Annotated in this window: 15 protein-coding genes and 2 pseudogenes; 7 read left to right on the top strand and 10 right to left on the bottom strand. The window is 66.7% G+C overall.

Translation table 11 applies throughout. From position 1 onward, the window contains the following. Positions 1–3 precede the first annotated feature (3 nt). Together SMD20_RS39950 and SMD20_RS39945 are read right to left on the bottom strand one after the other, a co-directional pair. The gene (locus tag SMD20_RS39950) at positions 4–996 is read right to left on the bottom strand and encodes a hypothetical protein (protein WP_329591200.1); all 993 of its coding nucleotides are present in this window, start codon (positions 994–996) and stop codon (positions 4–6) included. A gap of 128 nt (positions 997–1,124) precedes the next feature. Then, a complete protein-coding gene (locus tag SMD20_RS39945; RefSeq protein ID WP_329591199.1) occupies positions 1,125–2,036 on the bottom strand; it encodes a calcium-binding protein in 912 nt (303 codons plus the stop codon). A 207-nt stretch (positions 2,037–2,243) separates the two neighbouring features. On the opposite strand from SMD20_RS39945, the gene SMD20_RS39940 reads away from it, so the two are divergent. Beyond that, positions 2,244–2,783 (top strand): winged helix-turn-helix domain-containing protein, encoded by a 540-nt coding sequence (locus SMD20_RS39940; RefSeq protein WP_329591198.1) that lies wholly within the window; start codon positions 2,244–2,246, stop codon positions 2,781–2,783. Continuing rightward, entirely contained in the window at positions 2,780–3,328 is a 549-nt protein-coding gene (locus SMD20_RS39935) for a transposase (RefSeq protein ID WP_329591196.1), read from the top strand. The genes SMD20_RS39940 and SMD20_RS39935 overlap by 4 nt, the downstream gene beginning before the upstream one ends. 76 nt (positions 3,329–3,404) lie before the next feature. On the opposite strand, the gene SMD20_RS39930 is transcribed toward SMD20_RS39935, so the two are convergent. Beyond that, complete coding sequence (locus tag SMD20_RS39930) at positions 3,405–4,511, bottom strand: putative Ig domain-containing protein (protein WP_329591194.1); 1,107 nt, start codon at positions 4,509–4,511, stop codon at positions 3,405–3,407. 300 nt (positions 4,512–4,811) lie between these two features. Between SMD20_RS39930 and SMD20_RS39925 the strand changes: the two genes are divergently transcribed. Together SMD20_RS39925 and SMD20_RS39920 are read left to right on the top strand one after the other, a co-directional pair. After that, positions 4,812–5,096 (top strand): hypothetical protein, encoded by a 285-nt coding sequence (locus SMD20_RS39925; protein ID WP_319709422.1) that lies wholly within the window; start codon positions 4,812–4,814, stop codon positions 5,094–5,096. Positions 5,097–5,894: 798 nt separating this feature from the next. Further along, positions 5,895–6,272, top strand: a pseudogene (locus tag SMD20_RS39920) (IS701 family transposase); the annotation flags it as partial. Positions 6,273–7,344: 1,072 nt separating this feature from the next. On the opposite strand, the gene SMD20_RS39915 reads toward SMD20_RS39920, so the two are convergent. The 5 genes and pseudogenes from SMD20_RS39915 to SMD20_RS39890 form a co-directional block, all read right to left on the bottom strand. Continuing rightward, on the bottom strand, positions 7,345–8,157 hold the full coding sequence (locus SMD20_RS39915; RefSeq protein ID WP_329591188.1) for a S8 family serine peptidase: 813 nt from the start codon (positions 8,155–8,157) through the stop codon (positions 7,345–7,347). A gap of 166 nt (positions 8,158–8,323) precedes the next feature. Then, a pseudogene (locus SMD20_RS39910) lies at positions 8,324–9,231 on the bottom strand (DUF4158 domain-containing protein). Between the two features lie 246 nt (positions 9,232–9,477). Next, positions 9,478–10,875 (bottom strand): MFS transporter, encoded by a 1,398-nt coding sequence (locus SMD20_RS39900; protein ID WP_329591184.1) that lies wholly within the window; start codon positions 10,873–10,875, stop codon positions 9,478–9,480. A 128-nt stretch (positions 10,876–11,003) separates the two neighbouring features. Further along, entirely contained in the window at positions 11,004–11,552 is a 549-nt protein-coding gene (locus SMD20_RS39895) for a TetR/AcrR family transcriptional regulator (RefSeq protein ID WP_329591182.1), read from the bottom strand. A gap of 104 nt (positions 11,553–11,656) precedes the next feature. Beyond that, on the bottom strand, positions 11,657–12,346 hold the full coding sequence (locus tag SMD20_RS39890; protein ID WP_329591179.1) for a Tn3 family transposase: 690 nt from the start codon (positions 12,344–12,346) through the stop codon (positions 11,657–11,659). On the opposite strand from SMD20_RS39890, the gene SMD20_RS39885 reads away from it, so the two are divergent. Both SMD20_RS39885 and SMD20_RS39880 read left to right on the top strand, forming a co-directional pair. Further along, the gene (locus tag SMD20_RS39885) at positions 12,339–13,145 is read left to right on the top strand and encodes a NucA/NucB deoxyribonuclease domain-containing protein (protein WP_329591177.1); all 807 of its coding nucleotides are present in this window, start codon (positions 12,339–12,341) and stop codon (positions 13,143–13,145) included. The two genes, SMD20_RS39890 and SMD20_RS39885, sit on opposite strands and share 8 nt — an antisense overlap. Before the next feature lie 113 nt (positions 13,146–13,258). Beyond that, positions 13,259–13,942, top strand: a complete 684-nt coding sequence (locus tag SMD20_RS39880; RefSeq protein ID WP_329591174.1) for a hypothetical protein — start codon at positions 13,259–13,261, stop codon at positions 13,940–13,942. A gap of 495 nt (positions 13,943–14,437) precedes the next feature. Here SMD20_RS39880 and SMD20_RS39875 read toward each other — a convergent pair whose 3' ends face one another. Continuing rightward, positions 14,438–14,821: a peptidase inhibitor family I36 protein gene (locus tag SMD20_RS39875; RefSeq protein WP_329591173.1), complete on the bottom strand. Its 384-nt coding sequence runs from the start codon at positions 14,819–14,821 to the stop codon at positions 14,438–14,440. A 1,394-nt stretch (positions 14,822–16,215) separates the two neighbouring features. Here SMD20_RS39875 and SMD20_RS39870 point away from each other — a divergent pair. After that, complete coding sequence (locus SMD20_RS39870) at positions 16,216–17,316, top strand: integrase core domain-containing protein (protein WP_329591171.1); 1,101 nt, start codon at positions 16,216–16,218, stop codon at positions 17,314–17,316. Between the two features lie 368 nt (positions 17,317–17,684). Here the strand turns inward: SMD20_RS39870 and SMD20_RS39865 are convergent, their stop codons facing one another. Next, positions 17,685–21,035, bottom strand: coding sequence for a hypothetical protein (locus tag SMD20_RS39865; protein ID WP_329591169.1), 3,351 nt, complete (start codon positions 21,033–21,035; stop codon positions 17,685–17,687). Positions 21,036–21,047 lie beyond the last annotated feature (12 nt).

The following is a 21,047-nucleotide window of genomic DNA, read 5'->3' as shown; positions in this document are numbered from 1 at the left end:
CGGTCAGCTGGCCAGCAGGTCCAGGAAGAAGCCGGCGATGAACAGCACGAAAGCCACCCAGCGCAGCACGTGGCCAGGACGGGCGCGGTCGAGCACGGCGGCGACGAGACCGGCGATCCTCGCGGCGAGGAGCTGGGGCAGCAGCCCGACGTGCGGGCCCTTGCGCAGAGCCAGGAAGATCGAGGCCAGGAACAGGGCGAAGCCGATGCCCACTGCTCCGGGCGCGGCGACCGTCTCGGGGACGAGGCCGTGGGCGGTAGCCAACCTGCCTGTCACGAGCAGGACGACGAACGCGGCCATGCCGCTCACGAAGCACACCGCCGCGCCCTTGGTGTCGGCACGCGCCATGCGATCGCTGTGCGCCAGGAGTTCGCGTTCGCGGGGCGGCAGGGCGGCCAGGACGAACTCCCGCACGCGGTCGCGCACGTAGCGGGCCTGGGCGTCGCACGGCTGGCGGCCGTACCAGTGAACGTGCTCGCTGCCGCAGGCGTGTGCCGAGGCCAGCGAGGCGATGATCGTGTCGCGTAACCCGTCCGTCATCTCGACGGTGATCCACGGCTGGTCGGGCAGCGGCTCCATGGGCCAGGTGCCGTCCACCATGAGCAGGCGTTCGTCCTTGATGTCGGAGCCGGACACGCGCATGATCCGTCCGCTGACGTGGTGGTGGAGCCTGACCAGCGGACGCTGCTCGTACATGCGGGCCAGCATGGCCCGGTGGCCGCGCCATCGGCCGGTGGCACGCGCGCCCGCGGCGCGCAGGCGTTCCGGCCCCACCAGGTCGAGGAGCACGGCACAACCCGCGAGGAACTGCAGCAGCTTGCCCGCCCGCCCCCACCACACCATGGAAAGGCCCCACAGGGTGCTGCCCGAGGTCTGGCTTCCTGACAGCCAGATCGTGACGACCTTCTCCAGGTCCTGATGGCCCCGTACGACCACGACCACGAGGGCGACCGCCAGGCCCCAGACTGCCGTGGTGAAGACGATCCTCGACCGCATGACACCAGCGTGTCACGCAGCGTGCGCCGCTGCTCGGTCCGCATCGCCCTCGCCGCCCGGAGGCGGGCGGAGGCGGGCGGAGGCGGGCGGTGCGCGCCGGCTACCGCCCACGAGGCGGGCCCGGCCGATCACGGCCAGGCATAGGTCATCTCGCAGGGGGCGTGGTCGACGGACTCGATGGACATGCAGATATCGGCGCCCGCGTCGTAGGCGTACTCACGGGCGTGGTCGATCCCCCACTCGCCGATGAGGGAATCACTGCCCGCGCCACCGTAAAGGTAGTCGCCGCCGCCTATCAGATCGCTGTCGTCGGAGTCGCCGTAGAGCTTGTCGTTGCCGGGACCGCCGTAGAGCCAGTCGCCGCCCGGCATGCCGATGAGCGTGTCGCTGCCGCCGGGACCGCCGTTCATGGTGTTGTTCGCGCGGTTGCCGACGAGGGTGTCGTTCGCCCAGCCGCCGTAGAGGTCCTCCACGTCGTCCGGGACGTTCTCCAGCTCGCCCGGCGCGCCGTCGTCGGCCTTGCCGTTCAGCGACACCCTCACGGCCGCCGTGTGGTCGGCGTAGCTCACCAGGTCGTGGACGCCCGCGCCCCCACGGTAGGTGTCGGTGCCGAGGCCGCCCCGGAGGTCGTCGTCGCCCGCCCCGCCGACGAGGTCGTCGTCGCCGTCCGACCCCTCCAGCAGGTCTCCGCCGTCCGCGCACTGCTGCTCGCAGCCGCCGAAGAGCCGGTCGTCACCCGCTTCCTGCTTGCCCGCGTTGAGGCGCAGGTCGTCGGGGCTGAGCCCCCCGGAGACCCACTGCACCCCGGGCCCGCCGTAGATGACGTCGTTCCCCTTGCCGCCGAACAGGCGGGCATCGGTCTTGCTGCTCGTCGGCAGTAGGTTGACGATCGTGTCGTCGCCCCCGCGGCCGTCGACGTACAGTTTGGTGGCGCCCGCACTGCAGCGGACCTCGTTGTCCGTGAGGGCGATGCAGCCGCCACCGGCGTAGATCGGGAAGTTGTCGTCGATGACTCGCACCCGGCCGTTGGCGTCCGGCACGATCCGGACGTCATTGTCCCCGTGGCCGCCGTCGAAGTACAGGACTCCTGCCGTGTCGAGCCTGACGTCGCCGGTGCTGGGTCGAGCGGGTCCACCTCAGCCGTGGCGCTGACCGGCGCGACCGCGGTGAACCCCGCGGCTAACGAGTTTGAAGGCGTGATGTCGTCCAGGGCTGACAGGCAACAGTCGTAGCGGTATGCCTGGTTGATGAGGTATCCGCAAGGCGGTGGGCTGACAGCCGAGCGGCGTGCCTTCCGCGAGGGCATCCGCAGGCAGGCGGCCGAGCGTTTCCTGCAAGGCGCACCCAACACGACGATCGCCAAAGAGTTACGGGTCACCATCCGGTCGGTCCAGCGCTGGCGCGCCGCATGGCAGGCGGCCGGGCCGGCCGCATTACGCTCCAAGGGCTCGCCAGGGCGGCCGCGGCTGAGCCCGGCACTGCTGCAAGCACTGGAACAGGAGCTGGACAAAGGACCCCTCGCGCATGGCTGGCCGGATCAGACCTGGACCCTGCGCAGGATCCAGACGGTGATCGGGCGGCGCTTCCACAAGAGCATCTCCTTATCCGGGATCGCGCAGCTGCTCCGGCGGCGCGGCTGGACCCATCAGCTCCCTGCCAGGCGCGCCACCGAACGCGACCATGCAGCGGTGACCGGATGGATCAAGGAGACCTGGCCACAGGTGGAAGCACCGCGGCCGCGCTCGGGGCATGGATCGTCTTCGAGGACGAGGCCGGCTTCTCGATGACGCCGCCGACCCGGCGGACCTGGTCCCGGCGCGGCCACACCCCCGTCGTCACCGTACGCGGCCGTTCCCAGCGGCGCTTTTCCATCGCGGCCCTGACCTGCTACCGGCCCGGCCACCGCTCCCGCCTGATCTACCGGCCCAAACGCCATCCCGACCACCGTAGCGGGCAACGGCGCAGCTTCGCCTGGACCGACTACCGCGACCTGCTGATCGCCGCCCACCACCAGCTCGGCGGCCCGCTCGTGCTGATCTGGGACAACCTCAACGTCCATCGCGATGCCCGGCTGCGTGCCTTCATCGACGCGCAGGACTGGCTGAGGGTCTACTACCTGCCGCCGTATGCACCCGATCTCAATCCGGTGGAGAGCATCTGGTCGCTGCTGCGGCGAAGCAGCCAGGCCAACCGCGCCTTCACGGATCCAGAGCACCTGCTCGGCACCCTTCGACGAGGGCTTCGCCGGCTCCAGTACCGTCGCGAAGTGATCGACGGATGTCTCGCCGCAACTGGCCTGAATCTGACGACATCACGCCTTCAAGCTCGTTAATATCGCGATGCCCAGCCACAGGGCGACTTGCCTGCATTTCATGTTCTCTCCTTCTGCCTGCCTGAGGGGCGCCGATCTAGAGACGCAGGGACCAGCCGTCGATCCGGCCCTCGGAACCGGTGACGAGATCCCGGGCGCGCAGTTTCCACGTTCCGTCCGCCACCGAGAAGGAGAGGTTCTCCGTGAAGGTCTTGTGAATGCCCGGCAGCCCGCTGCTGGTCCGGTAGTGCAGCGCGATCGCGCGCCCGCTCGCCGACACCAGCCACACCTCCAGGTCGGAGATCCTAGGGTGGACGATGTCCACCGTCACCGTCGCCGTCGTCGAGGCGTTGCCCCCGCAGCCGTCGATGGCGATGTACGACTCCGTCATGGCCGTGATCGGGATGTCGGTGCCGTTCGCGCCCGAGCAGCCCGGTTCGGGCACCGGGACGACCGTCCAGTCGTATGAGGTGCTGCCCGAACGCTTCGGGTTGGTCGAGTCGTTCACCGTGACCCGCACGGTGAACGACCCTACCTCGGTGGGGGTGCCGGAGATCGTACCCGTAGTGGCCTTGATGGACAGGCCGGGAGGCAGGCCCGTCGCCGTCCAGGTGTAGGGACTCTTCCCGTCCGCAGTCGTATGGCTCACCGGCGAGATCGCGGTGCCCACCACATCGGCCTGCATGCCCGGGCCCCGCACCTCCAGGCCGCCGGCCGGCACCCACTCCCAGTCGGTCACGTCGACGTTCTGGCCGCCGGTCATGTGGACGCCGCCCTCGTAGTCGGCATGGAGGTACCTGCCGGTCTCGTAGTTCGAGATCGAGGCCCACGAGCGGCCCGCGGCGGCGACGATGTGCCATTTCATGGCGGGCCGCGCCGGCCAGTCGCCGCAGCTGTGCAGGTAGACGTCGGTGTAGGCGGCTTCCAGGCATTGGAAGCCGTCGTAGGTCTGCAGGCGGTAGTCCGCGTTCGTCACCTGGTTGAAGCGCCACTTGGTGCCTTCGGAGCCGCATGTCGCCAACGCGACCTCGGTACCGCTGTACGCGAGACACTGGTCGGTGTCGAGAACCCGGAGATAACTCACGTACGCGATCGTCGAGTCGGCCGCGGTCGGCGCCGGAGCCGCCAGGCCGCCCGCGAGCGCCGCCATCGCCGTGATGGCCGTGCCGATACGCCGCAGGGATAATATGCCCGGCTTCTTCATGTGTTGCCTCCTGAATTTTCGGGTCTCCGGCCGCCGGACAGCGGGTTCGGTGATGTCGTCCTGGCCGGGCCGCGTGACGCGTTGCCGTCCATGAATACGAGCCACGAACCGTCCACGCTCATCGGCGTCCGCCGACGGGTGAATTTCTGACGGCCGTGCTACGTGAATGTGCACGGGGCCGGCGTCAAATCTGCTTCACCCAAGGCCGCCTCCATCTGCGTGCGCGGGAGAGGTGAAGTCGGAGTGAAACGGCGTCCCAATACCATCGCACTACCGAAGAACGGATGAAAGGGGAGCGGGATGCGGCGACTCGCATGGTTGGCGACAATGGCCGTCATCGCACCAGCCCTGGTCGTGGGCAATTCCGGTGCGGCACAGGCGGATCCGGGAAACTGCCGGTGGGGCAGGTACGATGCCCACTCCGGTTACGCCCGCTGCTATTCGGGCTCGGGCTGGTACCGGGCGTGGGCGACCTGCTGGGGACGCTCCAACGTGTACGGCCCGTACGTCGCCAGCGGCCAGACGAGCATCGCCTACTGCGGCATCGCCTACGAGGTGAAAGAGGTCTTCCTGCAGATCAAATAGGGCATCGCCGAACGCGCAGGCCGCCCGCCGATCGGACGACTTCATGAGGCCGGAGCCGGCGTCGATCCGTCGTCCGATCGCGCCCATGACGAGGCGGTGCGGCCTGGTATTCCCCTCAGTCCACGTAGACGTAGAGAATCCAGTACGGATGCGTACCCGAAGAATACTTGCAGTAATAGTCGATGACTTCCCCGCTCCTGACCAGGTCCTCGCCCACATAGACGCATGCGGAATACGGGACGTAGGTCGCGTACGTGTACCAGAGGTAGTTCGTGGAGAAGTCGGGGGCCGCCGAGACGGCCGTTCGCGGTGACGCGTGGGCGGTTCCGATCAGCCCGAATCCGAGCCCGGCCGCCACCAGGATGACAGCGAAATCCTTCTGATCACGATGTATCTCCGATCTCCGTTCCCGGGGAGGAGCGCGATGCCGGGAGCCATTGCGCAAATGGCCCCGAAGTGACTGCGGGTGCGACGGGCGAGCAGGCGGGGCAGCAGCCGGGCAGGGCCGGACTGCCACAGGGCCTCGACCAGGTGCCGGTCGATGACCTTCGTGGCGTCGGTGTTCTCCCGGCGCCGCTAGACCAGCACGGCCAGGTCGGAGGTCAGTGTCGTCGGCGGCCGGGGGCCGCCGATCGCGCTCGTCTCGCGTACCGGCACGACGCTCGACCTGGACGGGGTGCTCGCATACAAGGCCGACAGCACCGACGAGCCGCTGGGGCAGCATCAACAAGATCTCCATCGACCAGGAATGGCAACGCCAGACAATTACGTCTTCAGGGACATTGCCAGCGGCGGACTGAGGAGAGCTTCCACGCCGGCAAGGACCTGTTCGGCCTGGACCAGTCCCGGGTCCGTCTCTATGAAGCGATCCTGCGGCACGCCGTGCTGGTCATGGCCGCCCTGGCCATCTGCGCGGTCAGCGCCGCAGCCGCCCGCCGGCGCACCGATACCCAGGCCCCGCCACAAACCAGACTCGACCAGATCCCGCCCGCGGATCCCAGCATGATCCCGTTGACCGTCGCCGCCATCAAGCACCTGTTCAACGCCGCCACCGCACACACTTCATCGCTGGAACACGCCGTCCATTGGTCAGCCTGGCGTCGCCGCCACCAAGCACGCGCCAGCTGGTTCCACCGGCGAGCCCGCCTCGCAACCGCATACACCCAGCTCAGTTAATAAATGGCGGCTGCCGTACTGGTGCCGTACGCCTGCTCGAACTCGGCGTCAGCGAATAATTCGCCCAGCCTATCGCGGACCCGCATGGTCGGCGGGTAAGCACCCTTGGCCGAGTCGGCCCGGGCCACCTTCGCGGTCATCTCCGGAATCTGCGCCCACGGCCGCGGCTGCACTGACACTACACGCCTCATTCCACGGCCGGGATAGGGGGGAACCGGCTGCAGAGGGCATCATCGTGACAGATCAGCCCAAGATCACGACATCGCAGGCGTGTCATGGCAATTGGCCACCAGGGTCCGCGTGACCTTCACCCCGGGCCGTCATGTCCGGTAAACGTCCGGTAGAAGCCCTGGCTCGAAAATCATCGTTACATTAATATCATAAACATCCGACCCTAAATCGGTTGCGGAGACAAATTCGATCTTGGCACAGCTCGCCAACAATCGGAGCAGGCATGTCAATGAACTTCCGGAAAGCCCGGCCGAGCATAACGCTAGCCGCAACCGTCGCCGCTGCTATCAGACTTTCCCCGCTACCCGCACAAGCCGCAATTTTCGAGAAAATCTGCCCTGGCGGAACTCCGATAACCGGCCCACTGGCGTGCCAGGTCAACTATTCCGGCTTTCCCGGCGGCAGGATCTCCTTTGATGTCGAACAGACGGGCTCCAACACAGCTTCGCAGGACATCATCCTCGCTTCGGGCGGCAGGATCATTTGCCGCACGACGTATAGGGCGGTCGATCCGCCCAGGTCGTGGATCTGCAACAACGTGCCCAGGGGAAGCGGTACGCTCACCGCCCTTAAGCGTCCCTATAACGTGGGCAGAGTTGCGGTTCGTTGGTGACGATCGCGTCAGAGAGCCTTGCCACGCAGGCCCCCGTCCGGTCGCGCATCACTGAGCCGGGGGCTTTCGCGGTTGCTCTGGTACGGCAGCCGAAGATCGTGATCCCCATGGCGTTGCCGCTGGTCGTGTGCCGTGACGCGAAGAGCCGCCGCGATCATGTCAAGGTGTAAATCAAGATCAGGCCGCGGCGGCTCGCGCCGTCACCATAGCGCATGCTGAGCATGCCCACTACAGCCCGTGCTCTCCGCCGTGCTCTCCCCGGTGCTCACTGCCGCACTCAGCGGTCAGGCCACAGGGGTCGGCGGTGGCCAGCAGCAACTCGCTGAGGGCGGGTGGGTCAGGTGTGTCGCCACGCCGCAGTTGCAGGCAGGCCAGCAGCGCCGCGACCCCGGCGACGATCGGTGCGGCCACGCTGGTGCCGCTCCTGCGTGTTGTGCCCCCGCCGGGCAGGGCGACCGGGATGTCGTGGCCGGGGGCCAGCAGGCCGTGGCGACGGCTGCGGGGCCCGAAGTTGCTGCTCGGCAAGGGGTTGCCGCGCTCGTCGCGAGCGCCGACGACCAGCACCCCCTCGAGCGCGGCGGGCACGTGATCACACAGACAGCCGTCGTTGCCGGCGGCGGCCACGATCAGCACCCCCTGCTCGCGGCAGTGGCGCACCGCCCGCGCCAGCACGTCCTCGGCGCCGCCGGTCTCAACCAGTTGCCCACCGCTGATATTGATGACGTGTGCGCCGACGTCGGCGGCCAGGTCGAGCGCACGTGCCAACTCCAGCTGCGAGGTACGCCGCCCTTCGGCGAACACCGGCACGCTGACCGCCCGGCAGCCGGGAGCCACACGCGGGACCGGGCCGTCGTGCCGGCCGAACAGCACGCCGGCCACCGCAGTGCCGTGGGCGGCTTTGGCGCCCGCGCCTTCGCCGCCCGGCCACAACTCGGGCAACTGGGTCAACTTCGCGCCGGGGAAGGCCGGGTGAGTCTCGTCGACCAGGCCGTCGATGACGGCCACCGTGATCCGGTCATCACCCGTGCTCTGCTGCCACAACGCGGCCAGACCGGGGGATGTCGGGCAGCTCGCCCATGGCACTCCAGCCGTTTCAGGAAGGTCGGAGGTGGATCGGACTGACCGCTGCGGCCAGCGCCCGGTGCGGGCCGCCGACAGCGGCGAGAGCCGGGGCGCTCACCGGTTCAGCGGGTGCTACTCGTCACCCTCACCGGCGAACGGCGAGGCGTAGAGCATCTGGAACGAGACCAGGGCGGGGTTTGCCATGAGAGCCGCGGAGGGTTCGGCACCGAACCGGTCGGCCGAAGGAGCTCCGATGATCATACGCCTCCCGCTCGATGGACTTCACGCTGACGTTGCCCGGCTCTTCGCGGATCGCGGCGAAGATGTCAGCGCCCACGAGCTCGTCCTCGTCCCCCTCTTGCCCCTGTTCGTGTGGAGCCACCTGCTTCGCCGCGTTCGCGTTTTCTGCGGTCTGGTACCCGCCCGCCTCGGTTGTCGCCTCAGCTATGGAGCCCTCCGGGCTGTCCTTGCCGTCGGGCGCCTTGTCCGGCAAGGCTGTGCGCCGGGCGATCAGGGTGAGCATGCGCTCGATGGTCTCGACGGGTATCCGGGAGGCGATCTTCGTAGTCAGGGCGGCTTCGGAGCGGCTCAGCGCGGAGCCGATCATCTGGCTCAGCCGCAGGCGAGTGGGCCGTTCGAGACGTTCCTCCCGCAGTTGCGCCAGCAGCGCCTCACGCACCCGATCGGCGCGGCGCTCCCGCTCGCACACCTGGGTGGCCAGCCAGTGCGTCAGCCGCTCGGCATCGGCCACGGTGCATTCGCCGAAGTCCAGGAACGTGCGGACCTGCGCCCGGTGGCGTTCGGCGGTGCGGCCCTGCCAGTCGAACAGGCTCAGCTCGGCGGCGGGGACTTCACCTGGGCGGCGACGAAAGCGACCACCTCGTCCGGCAACTCCGAGCGGCCCTCGGGGAAGCGGCCGTGCTGGGCGAAGAACTTCAGCCATAACGCCAGCGCCAGCTTGGACGGGTCGGCCCGGCCGATCAGCAGATCCGGCTCCTTGCCGATCAGCAGCCAGTGTTCGATCAGCTCATCTTCGTCCGGGGCGCGCGCCACGGGATTCGGGTCTCTCTTCTACGCTCACGAAGGTGGCGGCCTGTCAGCCGCCGCGGGCATGCGTGCGTGGAAAGTGCCGAGAACAGCCGGAGGCGGCACTTTCCTCCCCGAAACGGTTCCCATCCTGGACGTATCGGTACCAGCGTGTCCCCAAAACCGGCGAAGTGCCGATGCCATCTGGCAACTCCTCGGCACTTCGAACGGGTAGCTACGGCGTAGATGTCCGGCTGTGATGATGGGTTGCTATCAGCTGCCTATGCGGGTGTCACTGGGTGATGTCGAAGCGACCTGCTGCGCTGGCCTTGAGGCTTGGGGCTTGCGCAGGGTTAGGGCCACCGCCGCACCGACGAGAGTCAGTGCGGCCGCCAGCAAGCCGGCGGTTCGTAGTCCATCGGTGGTGGCGGCACCAGCAGGGCCGGTGTTGATGACGGCGACCAGGACGGCCAATCCGACCGCGCTGCCGATCTGCTGGGTGGTGGAGGCCATCGCCGAGGCGATGCCTTGACGTTCTGGTGCGACACCGGTGGAGGCGGCCACGAACATGGCCGTCCAAGCGATGCCCTGCCCGAGGCTGATCATGACGATGCCGGGCAAGAGTACGGCATAGCCGCCCTGCGGGGACAGCGCCAGCCCGAATGCGATCATTCCGGCTGCCCCCAGCCCCAGGCCAGTGAGCAGCGTGGTGCGGGTGCCTGTCCGGACCAGCATCCGCTCGCTCACCTTGGTACCTACCAGAGCCATGAGGCCCCCCGGTAGGAACGCCAAGCCCGTCGCCAGAGCGTCGAAGCCGCGCAGGTCTTGGAGATAGACGGTCAGGATGTAGTACTGCGCACCAAACGTCCCCATGAAGATGAACGTGACCGCCATGGCGGCGGTGAGACTGCGGTTGGTGAACAGCCGCAGCGGCATCAGCGGCTCAGCGGAGCGAGCCTCGATCGCGACGAACAGTCCAAGCAACGCCATCGCCGCGAGCAAGGCGCCCACGATGATCGGGCTGCCCCATCCCGCCTCCGGCCCCTGAACCAGCCCGAAGACAAGCAGCGTGGACCCCAGCGTGGCACTGAGCGCGCCGGGGAGATCGAAACCGCCGCGCCTGTCACCACGAGGTTCGGCGGGAAACAGGATGAACGCCCCAGCAACGGCGACGGCAGCGAGCGGAACGTTGACGAAGAACACCGACTCCCAGCCGAGGGCATCGGTGAGAACACCACCCAGCAGAGATCCGAGCGCAAGCCCAACGCCCCCGGCGCCGCCCCAGACCGCCAGAGCTCGGCTGCGCGCAGGCCCCTCAGCAAACGTGGTATTGATCAGGGACAGCGTGGCCGGCAACAGCAATGCGCCGCCGAGTCCCTGCACGGCCCTGGCCGCGATCAGCAGACCGGGAGAGGCCGCCAAACCGCCGGCCAGGGATGCGATGCCGTACAGGGCCAGCGCGACAGCGAACATCCGGCGCCGCCCCAGCAGATCGGCGGCCCGCCCGCCCAAGAGCAGGAACCCGCCGAACGCGACGGCATACGCGCTGACCACCCATTGCAGCGTCTGCGTCGAAAACCCGATCTGGCGGCCGATCTCAGGCAGCGCCACATAGACGATGTTGTAGTCGATGGCGCTGATGAACTGGGCGAAGGCCAGCAAAGCCAGCATCAGACCGCCCCGCGATCTCCCGGACCCAGGCATGAAATCCCTTCCTCCTGACATAAGAGGGAGTGGTTAATCACTCACTCATTCGGTGAAAAGAAAATCGGGCCGCTCGCAGGCGACCCGATGACGACTCAGCCGAGCAAGGTGCGCGCCCACCGCGCATCCAGCGCGGCCGCGTCGACGCCGACGAGAACATTGGCCAGCAAGCCGTCGCCGAAGAACCGGCGGATCTGCTCATCGGAGGCGCCCGAGGCCGCACGCACATACTCGACCTGCTTGGCATAACATGCCCGTACCGCCTCCCGAATCGCCGGCTCGCTGCTCGCGCACGTGGCATGCAGAAGCACCATGAGCAGATCGCGATCGGCGATCAGCTCTGTATACGCGGCGGCCATCGCGGCCAGCACTGCAGCAGGTTCGGCCGTGGCGGCGGCCGCCGCACCCTCGGCATGGCATTCGCGGATCCTCGCCGAGCAGTAGTCCACGACCGCGACGAACAGCGTCTCTTTGTCGGGAAAGAGCCGGTACAGATACGCCTGCGAGATGCCGGCGGCCTTGGCGACCTCGGTCGTGGTGGTGCCGTAGTAACCACGTGCCGCGAAAGCTTTGATCGCCGTGCGTAGGACGGTGTGGCGTCGCTCCTCCGCTGTCGACAGCCGACGCGAACTCGTCATCGTCATGTGAGTAATAAACCACTCACACTTTGCATGGTCAAGCTCCCTTTAGCTTCTTGGCCGAGCACTCACCCCTGGGATGTCACAGATGGCGGCTGGTGGGGCCGTCCTTACCGGCAGGCCGACATCCGGGCCAGGCCCAGGTTCGTGGACATCGCGATGAGCACCGCCAGGATGATGCGCTTGGTCTCGGTCGAGGTGCTGAGCTTGCGGCCGCCGGCGTGCGTGAAGCAGTCCAGGAAGTGCGTGCGCGCGTCCAGCTCGATCGGCAGCGAGGCGATCGGAGCGAACGGCAGCATCGCGGCCAGCTCGTCCTTCAGCGCCTTGGCCTCGGCGGGCACGTCCTCGGCCGACAGCGGCGGCACCACCAAGTGCTCGTCCTCATCCAGCCGGACCATGCCGGCGTCGCCGGGAGCGGCACCGGCCAGGGTCTGCTCCAACTCCTCCAGGGCGGTGTGCAGTTCCTCCTTGCCCTGCTCCAGCGCGTCCGCCCCATTCGAGGGCTTGCCCACCAGGCGGCAGTACTCGCCGCGCCGCGGCGCCCACTGCTCGGGCGTGTACAGGTAGGTGGCCGGATCGGCGTAGCGGCGCGAGCCCGGCACGAACACGTCCCCGCTGCGTAACCCGTCCCGCAGGCACAAGATCACGCACAGTTCCCAGAAGTGGCGGTAGGCGGTGTCCTCGCCGGACTTGCGGGCCTTGGCCAGGTAGTCGGCGTACTTGGCGGGCACGAAGCCGGTCGGCGCCCCCGTGGGCACTTTCCGGCCGCCGAGCCGGTTCATCTCCTTCAAGATGGCCATCGCCTCCGATAACAGCGGAGCAAGCCGCACTGCGCGCGTGGAGAAGTGGGTCGACAATAGCGACAACGAATTCACCATCCGCTCCATGGACGGCAACGTAAGTCGCTGCACCATCGAACCGTGGCTCACGTACGACAACCCGAAGGACCCCGGCAGTCGCGACCGGCAAACACTTCCAGGATGGGGACACCCAGCATGGGTGGACGCGAATCCTGAGCGTCTCCGCGAAACTGCGCCTAGGGTCCGCTGCGACAACCTACCAATGGGAGGGGCCGTTGAGTATTACAAGGGCGGCTGCATCTTCTCTGCGGCCAAGCGAGTCCTGGTCCTGAACTCCTGGAACTACGACTACGGGCAGGTGGCCAGGCACATACAAACGGCGTTCACCAAGCCCAGCACCACCGTGCCGTTCAAGACTGATGGCCCCAAGCACATCCCAGGCAACCGAAATGCAGGAGAAAGGACCCCGGAAAGAGAGCCGCTCACACGCATCCTCTCAAGCTCGTCCCGCTATTCACAGAACAGGACAGCCAAGGACAAGGTGTGCAAGGAATTTTTCAGTGACCGCCCCCTGGAGAGCAATGGAGCCCCGGAGGACGAGTGGCAAGAGTGCGATGAATATCCGTTCGCATCCACGAAGGAAGGCGGCGCTTACGACCACCCTGAGCACCGAAAGAACAACTTCTCCGTACAGGCCGTGCTGGGGCGGCACAACTCGATCGCGGGTAGCGATCTTGGCGTGTTCTTCGCTAGATACCGTGTCCTGAACGGTAACAAGTTCTGGGTCGCCGTTCGCTGACCTGCGCGGGGCGCCGCTTGAGCGGCGCCCCCGCAGCACCATGAGATATCAGGAGGAGACCGATGAGGGAGTCGGAGAGGCTTTGGCACCTCGCTCACAAGTACCGTATGGGCATGTCATTCCACGGCTTATGGGTGGAAGATGCAAACCTCGCCGACGTTGCGTCAAGGATCGGCGCGGACCCCGCATCGGGCGTCGAGTGCACATGGGCGGACATCGGCGAAGGCCCGAACCCTGGCGGCAATACCGGTATCGCGTGGATGGGACAGCTCAACACCGGCTGGACACAAATCATCGTCGTCGGGGCCACACCGTTCGATCCCCTGTCGGCGTTGTCGGCAGGAAATCGCCGCGCTTTGGAGTTCGCCTGGACGGTGAACGGCGTTCACGATGTCCTCCTTGCAGTTGACGGACGCTATGTCACGGCGCTCAGCGCAACACGGCCAGGAGTACGGAAAGGCACAGACCCGCACGCACTCGACCGCTACACCAGCGGCCTCCAGTTCGATGCCGAAGACTCCTCCTGGCGGAGTGATCCCGATCTCCTGCCCAACTGGCTTGAATACTCCGACTGGGCGGAAACGCTTATCGACATGTCGGACGACGACATGGTCGACGATCCGCACGAAAGCATGCCATCAGAATTCAGGCAGCCGCTGGAACTGTCCCTCAATGGCTACAGCCCGCCAATGGCCACCTGTGTCACCTCCGCACTCGTTGTCGTGGGGCGGGTAACCGGGAGAGAATTGGACGAGGAGTGGATGAACGGGCTCCACACCCGGGTCCTCATCCCCTGACGGACTCTTGCCCTGACCTACGGTTGAGCAGCGTAGTGCCGCGCGATACCGTTTGATGGTAGTTCATGCCGCCTCCCGCGTACATCGCGTGTCAGGCAGTGCCGGGCCTTGACGACACGTGACGGAGCGTACGAGCACGCACCGAGCACGGCGAACACCCTGATGTGGTCATTGCGGTTGGCGCCACACAATGGATTCAGTACCGCACACGAAGCGATGACCGGGCACGGCGAGGTCCATGTCGTCACCCGCGGCCACCTGCCGCACGACCCCATGGACGGAGTCTTCGCCGACCTGTGCGAGGACTGGCCGCGCCCATTGGCCCGCGTCGGCGCCTCGGGTCGCACAGTCTGGCCGACAGGAGCGACCGCCATCCGTCCCCTCATTGCGCGCCCGACGGAACGGCATGAGCTCTACATTTAGAGGGCATATCGATCTTCACCAGCGGAGAGCGTCAGGGAGGATGTCGCGATCCAGGCCAGCAGCCGGCATCCATCACCGAGCTGGCGCCACGGTGCGGCAAGACACACAGGCGTGCTTGAAGCTCCTCGCGCTGAATCCGATGTTGCCCCGGCCTCCACTTTGAACCGCTCTGGCGGAGCCGCTGCAGCTTGTGCTCGAATAGAAGTATCCCTCGATGGTGCTGTTGTTAATAAACGACAGGAAAGGGTTGCCAAGCGTTTCACATGTCCCACTCGGGCTGCGGGTTATCTGGAATGGCCAGCCCTCGTAATTCGCCTTTTTGTAGATGCAGAAGGTTCCTGAACCGCATGCCGGGGCCGCTGATGCCGGCGAGCCAGCCAGGAACGCGCCAAATGCGACGAGAACACTCGTCACGATGGCCACGGCTTTGATTGCTCTCTGTGCCACAATCTCCATGGTCACTGATTGTAGAGCACGGGACACACCCTCAAAAGGGCACTATCCAGGCATTTACGGGACTTTACCGCGGGCCTTCGCTGGCGCCACCGGACTATGTGAGCGGCTGCAGAACACGGGAAAGCCTGATCAGCGATGCCGCCTGCCCGTCACCGCGGGGGCTGTCCGAAGCGCGTCTCACGCCCGCAGCCAGGCAAGAAGACATCCGGCATCGGTTCGGCGAATGTCGCGAGCACGAGGTGACACTGTAGTGACGCCGATCTGAAGGTCGCCGCTGGAACGATGGACTCAGGATCTCACCAAGTCAGCTCATTGCTGCCAGATGCGCTACAGGAGGTTCGCTATGGCAATGGCGCCTTCACTAGCCGCGCATCCTGAACTACATCTGCCCGGCTACTGACCCCTCAAAGACCTGGCGCTATGCCCAGCCTTGAAGGATGCTTCAACGAGGCCTCATATGGCTCAAAACGATTCTGCACGCGAGGCAAACTCCCCACAGCCGGATACCATCAGGAGGGTTCATGAAAGTTAACCGAAAAATCAGCTCCGTCGCTACCTTGATGACATCCATCATCGCTGCAACAGCGCTGTCCGCCCAACCCGCGCATGCTGCGATGTATGAGAAGATGTGTCCCGGGGCGTCCCCTGTTACCGGTCCCGGCCTGTGTATGGTCAACTATTCTGGATTCCCTGGTGGAACCATTTCTTTCGACGTCGAACAGCTCGGATCCAGCTCAAAAGCTCAAGACATAATCGTGGCTGTCGGCGGCCGGATCATCTGTCGCACCACCTACAAGGCAGTCGATCCGCCAAGGTCGTGGATCTGTAACAACGTGCCGAGAGGAAGTGGCACAGTCAGTGCCGTAAAATGGCCCTACAATGCGGCCAGAGTCGCGGTTCGATGGTAGCTACGTGACATACGTCGCACTGTCGAATCCGTACAGATTTCGACAGGCCGTCCGGGATTTTTCGTGCGGTCGGGCGGCTTGGGAGGTGCCGGGGTAGCTGGCCGACCTGTCTCTTCACCGCAGCGATCTCGGCGGGTGCTCGCGCACGCAGATGTGTGCGCGAGCACCCGCTCCCTGATCTCGGATCGTGCTACCGCCACAGAGCGGATACGTATGGGTAAGGAGCCGACGCCAGTAGAAGCTCCAGGGTTGATACACCAGCGGCTACAGGACGAATTCGATAACCCCATGCCCGTGACACGGCCACGGTATGCCGCATGCGGCGGCGACTCCGCAGCGGCTCCGGTGGGGGCGTCGACGACTTGGCGGCCTTGCGCCTGCCGATAATTGCATCCACCGAGGTCATGACTCTGCGAGGGCTTCGCGTGGCGTACGCGAGCTCCGGTCACCCGGGAGACGGAAGCGCGTACGGCAGGATGATCCGCTGTGCTGCTTCGCCTGGCCTACCTGACCGTCACGAACGCCTTCGCCGCCCTGCGGTTGCTACCCATGGGCGATCGGGACAAGGACGTGGAGATACTTGCTCTGCGTCACCAGATCACCGTCCTTGAACGCCATCTCGGCGCCGACACCCGAGTGAGATTCGCGCCCGAGGACCGAGCCTTCCTTGCCGCGCTCCTGACGTCGCTGCCGCGCAAGGTCCTGCGCCGGCTGCGGCTCCTCATCCGTCCGGACACGGTTCTGCGCTGGCACCGCGATCTGATGCGACGGCGTCATGCCCGTACCTGTCGGCCGAAGCGGCCTGGCCGCCCACCCACCGTCCGCTCCATCCGCGCCCTCATCCTGCGCCTGGTTCGAGAGAACCCCGGCTGGGGCTATCGGCGGGTGCATGGTGAACTCGCCGCAGTCGGCATCAAAGTCGCGCCGTCCACCGTGTGGGAGATCCTCAAGCAGGCCGGTCTTGGTCCGGCGCCCGAGCGGGCCTCCACCACCTGGGCCGACTTCCTGCGCTCGCAAGCCGACGCCATGCTGGCCTGCGACTTTGTCGAGACCATTACCCTCAATGGGCAACGCCAGTACATCCTGGCCGTCATCGAGCACACCACCAGGCGTGTCCGTGTGCTCGGCACCACCGCACACCCGAGCGCGAGCTGGGTCATCCAAGCGATCAGGAATCTGGTGATGGATCTGAACGATGCGGGCTGTCGGGCGCGCTTTCTGCTCCGCGATCGGGATGGGAAGTATCCCGCCCTCATGGACGAGATTCTCTCCGAGGCCAGCATCAAGACCGTGATCACCGGCATCCGCATGCCGCGCATGAACTCGATCATGGAGCGATGGGTGCAATCATGCCGTAACGAGCTTCTCGACCGCTGCCTGATCTGGAACGAACGCCACCTGCGGCACGCCCTGCGCGAATACGAACACTTCTACAACCAGCACCGAGCACATCAAGCCCTGAACCAAGCAGCCCCGCTGCGCACCGTCCCGGATCCGATCACGGATCCAGAGCGAATCATCGACCTGAATGTCCGCCGACGAGACCGGCTCGGCGGCGTCCTCCACGAGTACTCACAAGCGGCTTGACCTGCATGGATGGAATTGTCGGCAGGCGCAGGCCCCTGAATCACGGTCGAGCCGGCAGACAAACTCAGCTTGTGCCCGCCAAAATATTGTGTCTCCTCAGGTGAGCTGCGAGTACTCATGCAAGAAGCCGCTGAGCCGGTCTCGTCCGGTGACGCGATGTCAGCGTCGACCGCATCGGTGGCCGCGACCCCGCCCCGGCCTGGCGACCACATCCGGTGGTCTGGCTACGCCTGCACGTCTCGCCCGGGATCATGCTGGACAGACCGCACGCCATCCTGGTCTGTACGGCACCATTACCAGCAGGCCATCGCCGTGGTTCCGTCGCGATGCGGGCCACGGAGTCCGGCGAGTGATCCGGCGATTCACTGTCAGCCGCAGTTGGAGTGGTAAGGGAGCGCGAGCAGGTAGCGCTGCCACTGCGGGCGGGTCGGGGTGTCGGTGTTGGCGCAGATCTGTCGGACGCTCACGTCCACTGCCAGCGGCCACAATCGCACCGTGTTGTCCCGTCCGCCGGTGGCGAGAATCTGGCTGTTGGGGACGTATGCCAGTGAGGTGAGTTCGGCAGTGCTGATGGCGAGGGGTTGGCCGATCGCCGCAGGGTGGGCCGGGTCCCTGACGTTCCACAGGCGCACACCGTCTCCGCTGGTGGCGAGAGTGTGCCCGTCAGGGCTGAAGGCCAGGGCGGTGACATTGCTGGTGTAGCCGCTCAGCGGCGGCCCGAGGAGCGTGGGGTGGTTGCGGTCGGAGATGTCCCACAGCTTGACGTCGCCGTCTCCCGGGCCGTCCTTGACCGGGGCTGAGCTGACCGTGGCCAGGGTGCCCCCGTCCGGGCTGAGTGCCATCGACCGTGCGCCGCCGGCGATGGGTGGCCCCGACCGGATCGGGTGGTCCGGATCGCTCACATCCCACAACTGCACCGTGTTGGACGTGTAGCGACCGGCGATGACCAGGGTGCGCCCGTCGGAGCTGAAGCGGGTCTGCATCGGACCGTTGGCGCCGTCACCATCAGTGTTGATCGATTTTCCACGTTGCCGGGGGTGGACGGGGTCCGACACGTCCCAGAGTCGCACGCTGTGTTCGCCGCCGACGACGGAGGTGCTGATGGCAGTGGCCATGGTCTGCCCGTCGGGACTGAACTCCACCCACGAGACGCCGGTCCCAGCTCCCAGGGGGAAGTAAATCTGTGAGAGCACAGCGGGCTTGGCCGATTCGTCAAGGCTCCAGAGGATCACGCGTCTCTCGCCGTTGGGGAGGGTGGCGAGGATGCGGCTGTCGCGGCTGAACGCCAAGGAAATGACGGCTTCGCTGAAGCCGTTGATCATGCTGAGGGGGGTGGGGTGCGCCGGGTCCGAGGTGTTCCACAGTCGCACGGTGTTGTCGGCGGAGGCAGTGGCGAGGATGCGGGCGTCCGGAGAGAGCACGGTCGAGGTGACGACTTCCGTGTGGCCGGTCAGCAGGGCGGTGGGCAGGTGCCACAGATGCACCACGCGCTGGTCACCGCCGGTGGTGGCGACTGTGCGACCATCGGGTGCGAACGACATGTTGCTCATGCCGCGGCTGGGCATGGGCGGAGCGATGGACGACGGATGAGCAGGGTCGGTGATGTTCCACAGCCGGAACGTCTGCTCTTCGCCGGGGGTGGCGAGTGTGCGGCCGTCCGCGCTCAAGGCAATCGCGCCGATATTGCCCAGGAAACTCGTCACGGGACCGCCCAAGGCGACCACATGCGTAGGGTCGGTCACGTTCAGCAGTTGGACCGTGCCGCCGTCGCCGACGGCGAGGGTGTGGCCGTCCGGTGTGAAGAGCGCGACGCCGAGAGCGTCCCAGATCTTGCCCAGCAGGACAGGGTGCGTGGGGTCCGTGACGTTCCACATCCGTGCCCCGTCCTCCACGGAGGAGGTGACGAGGGACCGGCTGTCAGGGCTGAACGTGACGACGTTGACTGCGGACGCGTGCTTGAGGGGTCGGCCCAGCGGGACCGGGCGGGCGGGGTCCCGCACGTCCCACAGTTGTTCCTCCGTGTAGCTGCGGGTGCCGGTGGCCAGCGTGTGCCCGTCAGGGCTGAACGCCAGCGGGCTGCCACCGACGGTATCCGGGAGGGTGGTGCCGAGCGCGCGGGGACGGGTGGGGTCCGTGATGTCCCACAGTCGTACTCCCGCATTGCCGGGGACCGGGCCGGAGGATGTGGCGAGTACGTCTCCAGCAGGGCTGAACACCATCCAGGCAGCCCCAGGAACCCTAAGGGGCTTGCCGAGCGGGACGGGACGTGCCGGGTTCGTCATGTCCCAGAACCGCACGACGCCTGTGTCCTTGGCGTCGTCGTGGCCGGCGGCGGCGAGCGTATGGCCATCAGGACTGAAGGCCACCTTGTGGACGCTCAGGGAAAAACCACCCAGGACGGTGGACAGCGGCTTGTTCGCGTCTTCGATCAGACGTGTATAGCTGTCTCCAGTGGGGTTCAGTCGATATGCCTCGATGTCGACCCTGGCCGCGAGTGAAGGATCGGTGGCGCGTAGCTGGTCCGCTCGTGCCGTGACCTGGCTGATCAGCGCGTTCTGTTGCTGGGTTCGGGCGAGGTCGCGCTGGTGGAGGGCAAATGCCCCCGCCGTCACGGCGGCGAGGACGAGCGCTGTGACGACGATACGACCAGCGCGCAACTGCCGAGCGTACCGGTCGGCCTCGCGCAGGGAGGCGGCGAACCTCACGTCACCGGGACGGGGAGCAGTGGCCGAGACTTCGAGCCGGTTGGGCTCGGGCGCCACCAGCCGGAAGCCCTTGCGGCGCGCGGCAAGCAGCTTCGCGTCCAAGTCCGCGACCCTGAGCAGGCGACCATCCGTGTCGAGAGCGCCCGTCACCACGGTGCGCGGACGCGGCCCGAAGAAAACGTCGCGGAGCCGGCCCGCACCGGGCCTGCTTCGCAGCAGGGCGCGAAGCCCGAGCACGAAGGCAACGCCGAGGGAGGGCCCCTCGATCCGTTCCGGGGCCGCGGGCTCGTCGGACAGGATGATCCGCCACACCACGCAGCGGCCTTCGGCCTGCCTACCGGCCAGGTGCCAAGCAGTGGCCAGCGCGGAGGCGAACTGGGCGTTCGGGCTGCGCACTCCGTCCATTGTTCGCGGGTCGGGATACAGCCCTGCCGGTCCCGGCGTGAACTCGCGCAGTTCCAGAATGCCAGTTACGCCCTCCACGGCCGGGATCTCCCCGTTCCGCCCGCGTGAACGGCCGAAGACCACCGGGACCCGCACGACAGGGCGCCCGCGCGGCGTGACGCCCGCCATCATGAGCGCAGCGATCACCAGCAGTCTCTCAGCGGCCGGCGACGGCCCGCCTAGGGCCGCGGCACGGCGCAGTTGCCGGCTTCGTTGGAGGAGCGTGTCGATCCCGCCGGCGAGACGGGGCGAGAGCTCAGCGAGTCTCTTGCCGGAGGGCTCCGCCGGCCCAGGAGCGGCTTCGGAGCACAGCAGTCCGCTGTCCTCCCACGCTTCCAGCAGTCGTACGAGTGCGCCGTCGCGCTCCTCGGCACCGTCCTTCGGCGCGACGAGCGCTCTGGCCAGGAGGAGGGCGTGGTCGGCTCGCACCACAGCCGCGCGCTCCTGGTCCGGCGCGGTTGCCCCGAGCCAGGCGTGCAGTTCCTCGCAGTCGCGACCGGCGAGCCAGGCCGGATCGTCACGAACCGCCTCGCTGCAGCAGCTCCACCACAGCGCCGACTCGCCCAGCATCTCCCGAACGGC

The organism is Nonomuraea sp. LP-02 (assembly GCF_036289125.1).
GTDB classification, from domain to species: Bacteria; Actinomycetota; Actinomycetes; order Streptosporangiales; family Streptosporangiaceae; genus Nonomuraea; species Nonomuraea bangladeshensis.
This window is presented reverse-complemented; position numbering and strand designations above follow the sequence as displayed.

Coding starts and splice junctions, on each gene's coding strand:
- SMD20_RS39950 (WP_329591200.1), bottom strand. CDS start 996: ATGCGGTCGAGGATCGTCTTCACCACGGCAGTCTGGGGCCTGGCGGTC.
- SMD20_RS39940 (WP_329591198.1), top strand. CDS start 2,244: ATGAGGTATCCGCAAGGCGGTGGGCTGACAGCCGAGCGGCGTGCCTTC.
- SMD20_RS39935 (WP_329591196.1), top strand. CDS start 2,780: ATGACGCCGCCGACCCGGCGGACCTGGTCCCGGCGCGGCCACACCCCC.
- SMD20_RS39930 (WP_329591194.1), bottom strand. CDS start 4,511: ATGAAGAAGCCGGGCATATTATCCCTGCGGCGTATCGGCACGGCCATC.
- SMD20_RS39925 (WP_319709422.1), top strand. CDS start 4,812: ATGCGGCGACTCGCATGGTTGGCGACAATGGCCGTCATCGCACCAGCC.
- SMD20_RS39900 (WP_329591184.1), bottom strand. CDS start 10,875: ATGCTGGCTTTGCTGGCCTTCGCCCAGTTCATCAGCGCCATCGACTAC.
- SMD20_RS39895 (WP_329591182.1), bottom strand. CDS start 11,552: ATGACGATGACGAGTTCGCGTCGGCTGTCGACAGCGGAGGAGCGACGC.
- SMD20_RS39885 (WP_329591177.1), top strand. CDS start 12,339: ATGGCCATCGCCTCCGATAACAGCGGAGCAAGCCGCACTGCGCGCGTG.
- SMD20_RS39890 (WP_329591179.1), bottom strand. CDS start 12,346: ATGGCCATCTTGAAGGAGATGAACCGGCTCGGCGGCCGGAAAGTGCCC.
- SMD20_RS39880 (WP_329591174.1), top strand. CDS start 13,259: ATGTCATTCCACGGCTTATGGGTGGAAGATGCAAACCTCGCCGACGTT.
- SMD20_RS39875 (WP_329591173.1), bottom strand. CDS start 14,821: ATGGAGATTGTGGCACAGAGAGCAATCAAAGCCGTGGCCATCGTGACG.
- SMD20_RS39865 (WP_329591169.1), bottom strand. CDS start 21,035: ATGCTGGGCGAGTCGGCGCTGTGGTGGAGCTGCTGCAGCGAGGCGGTT.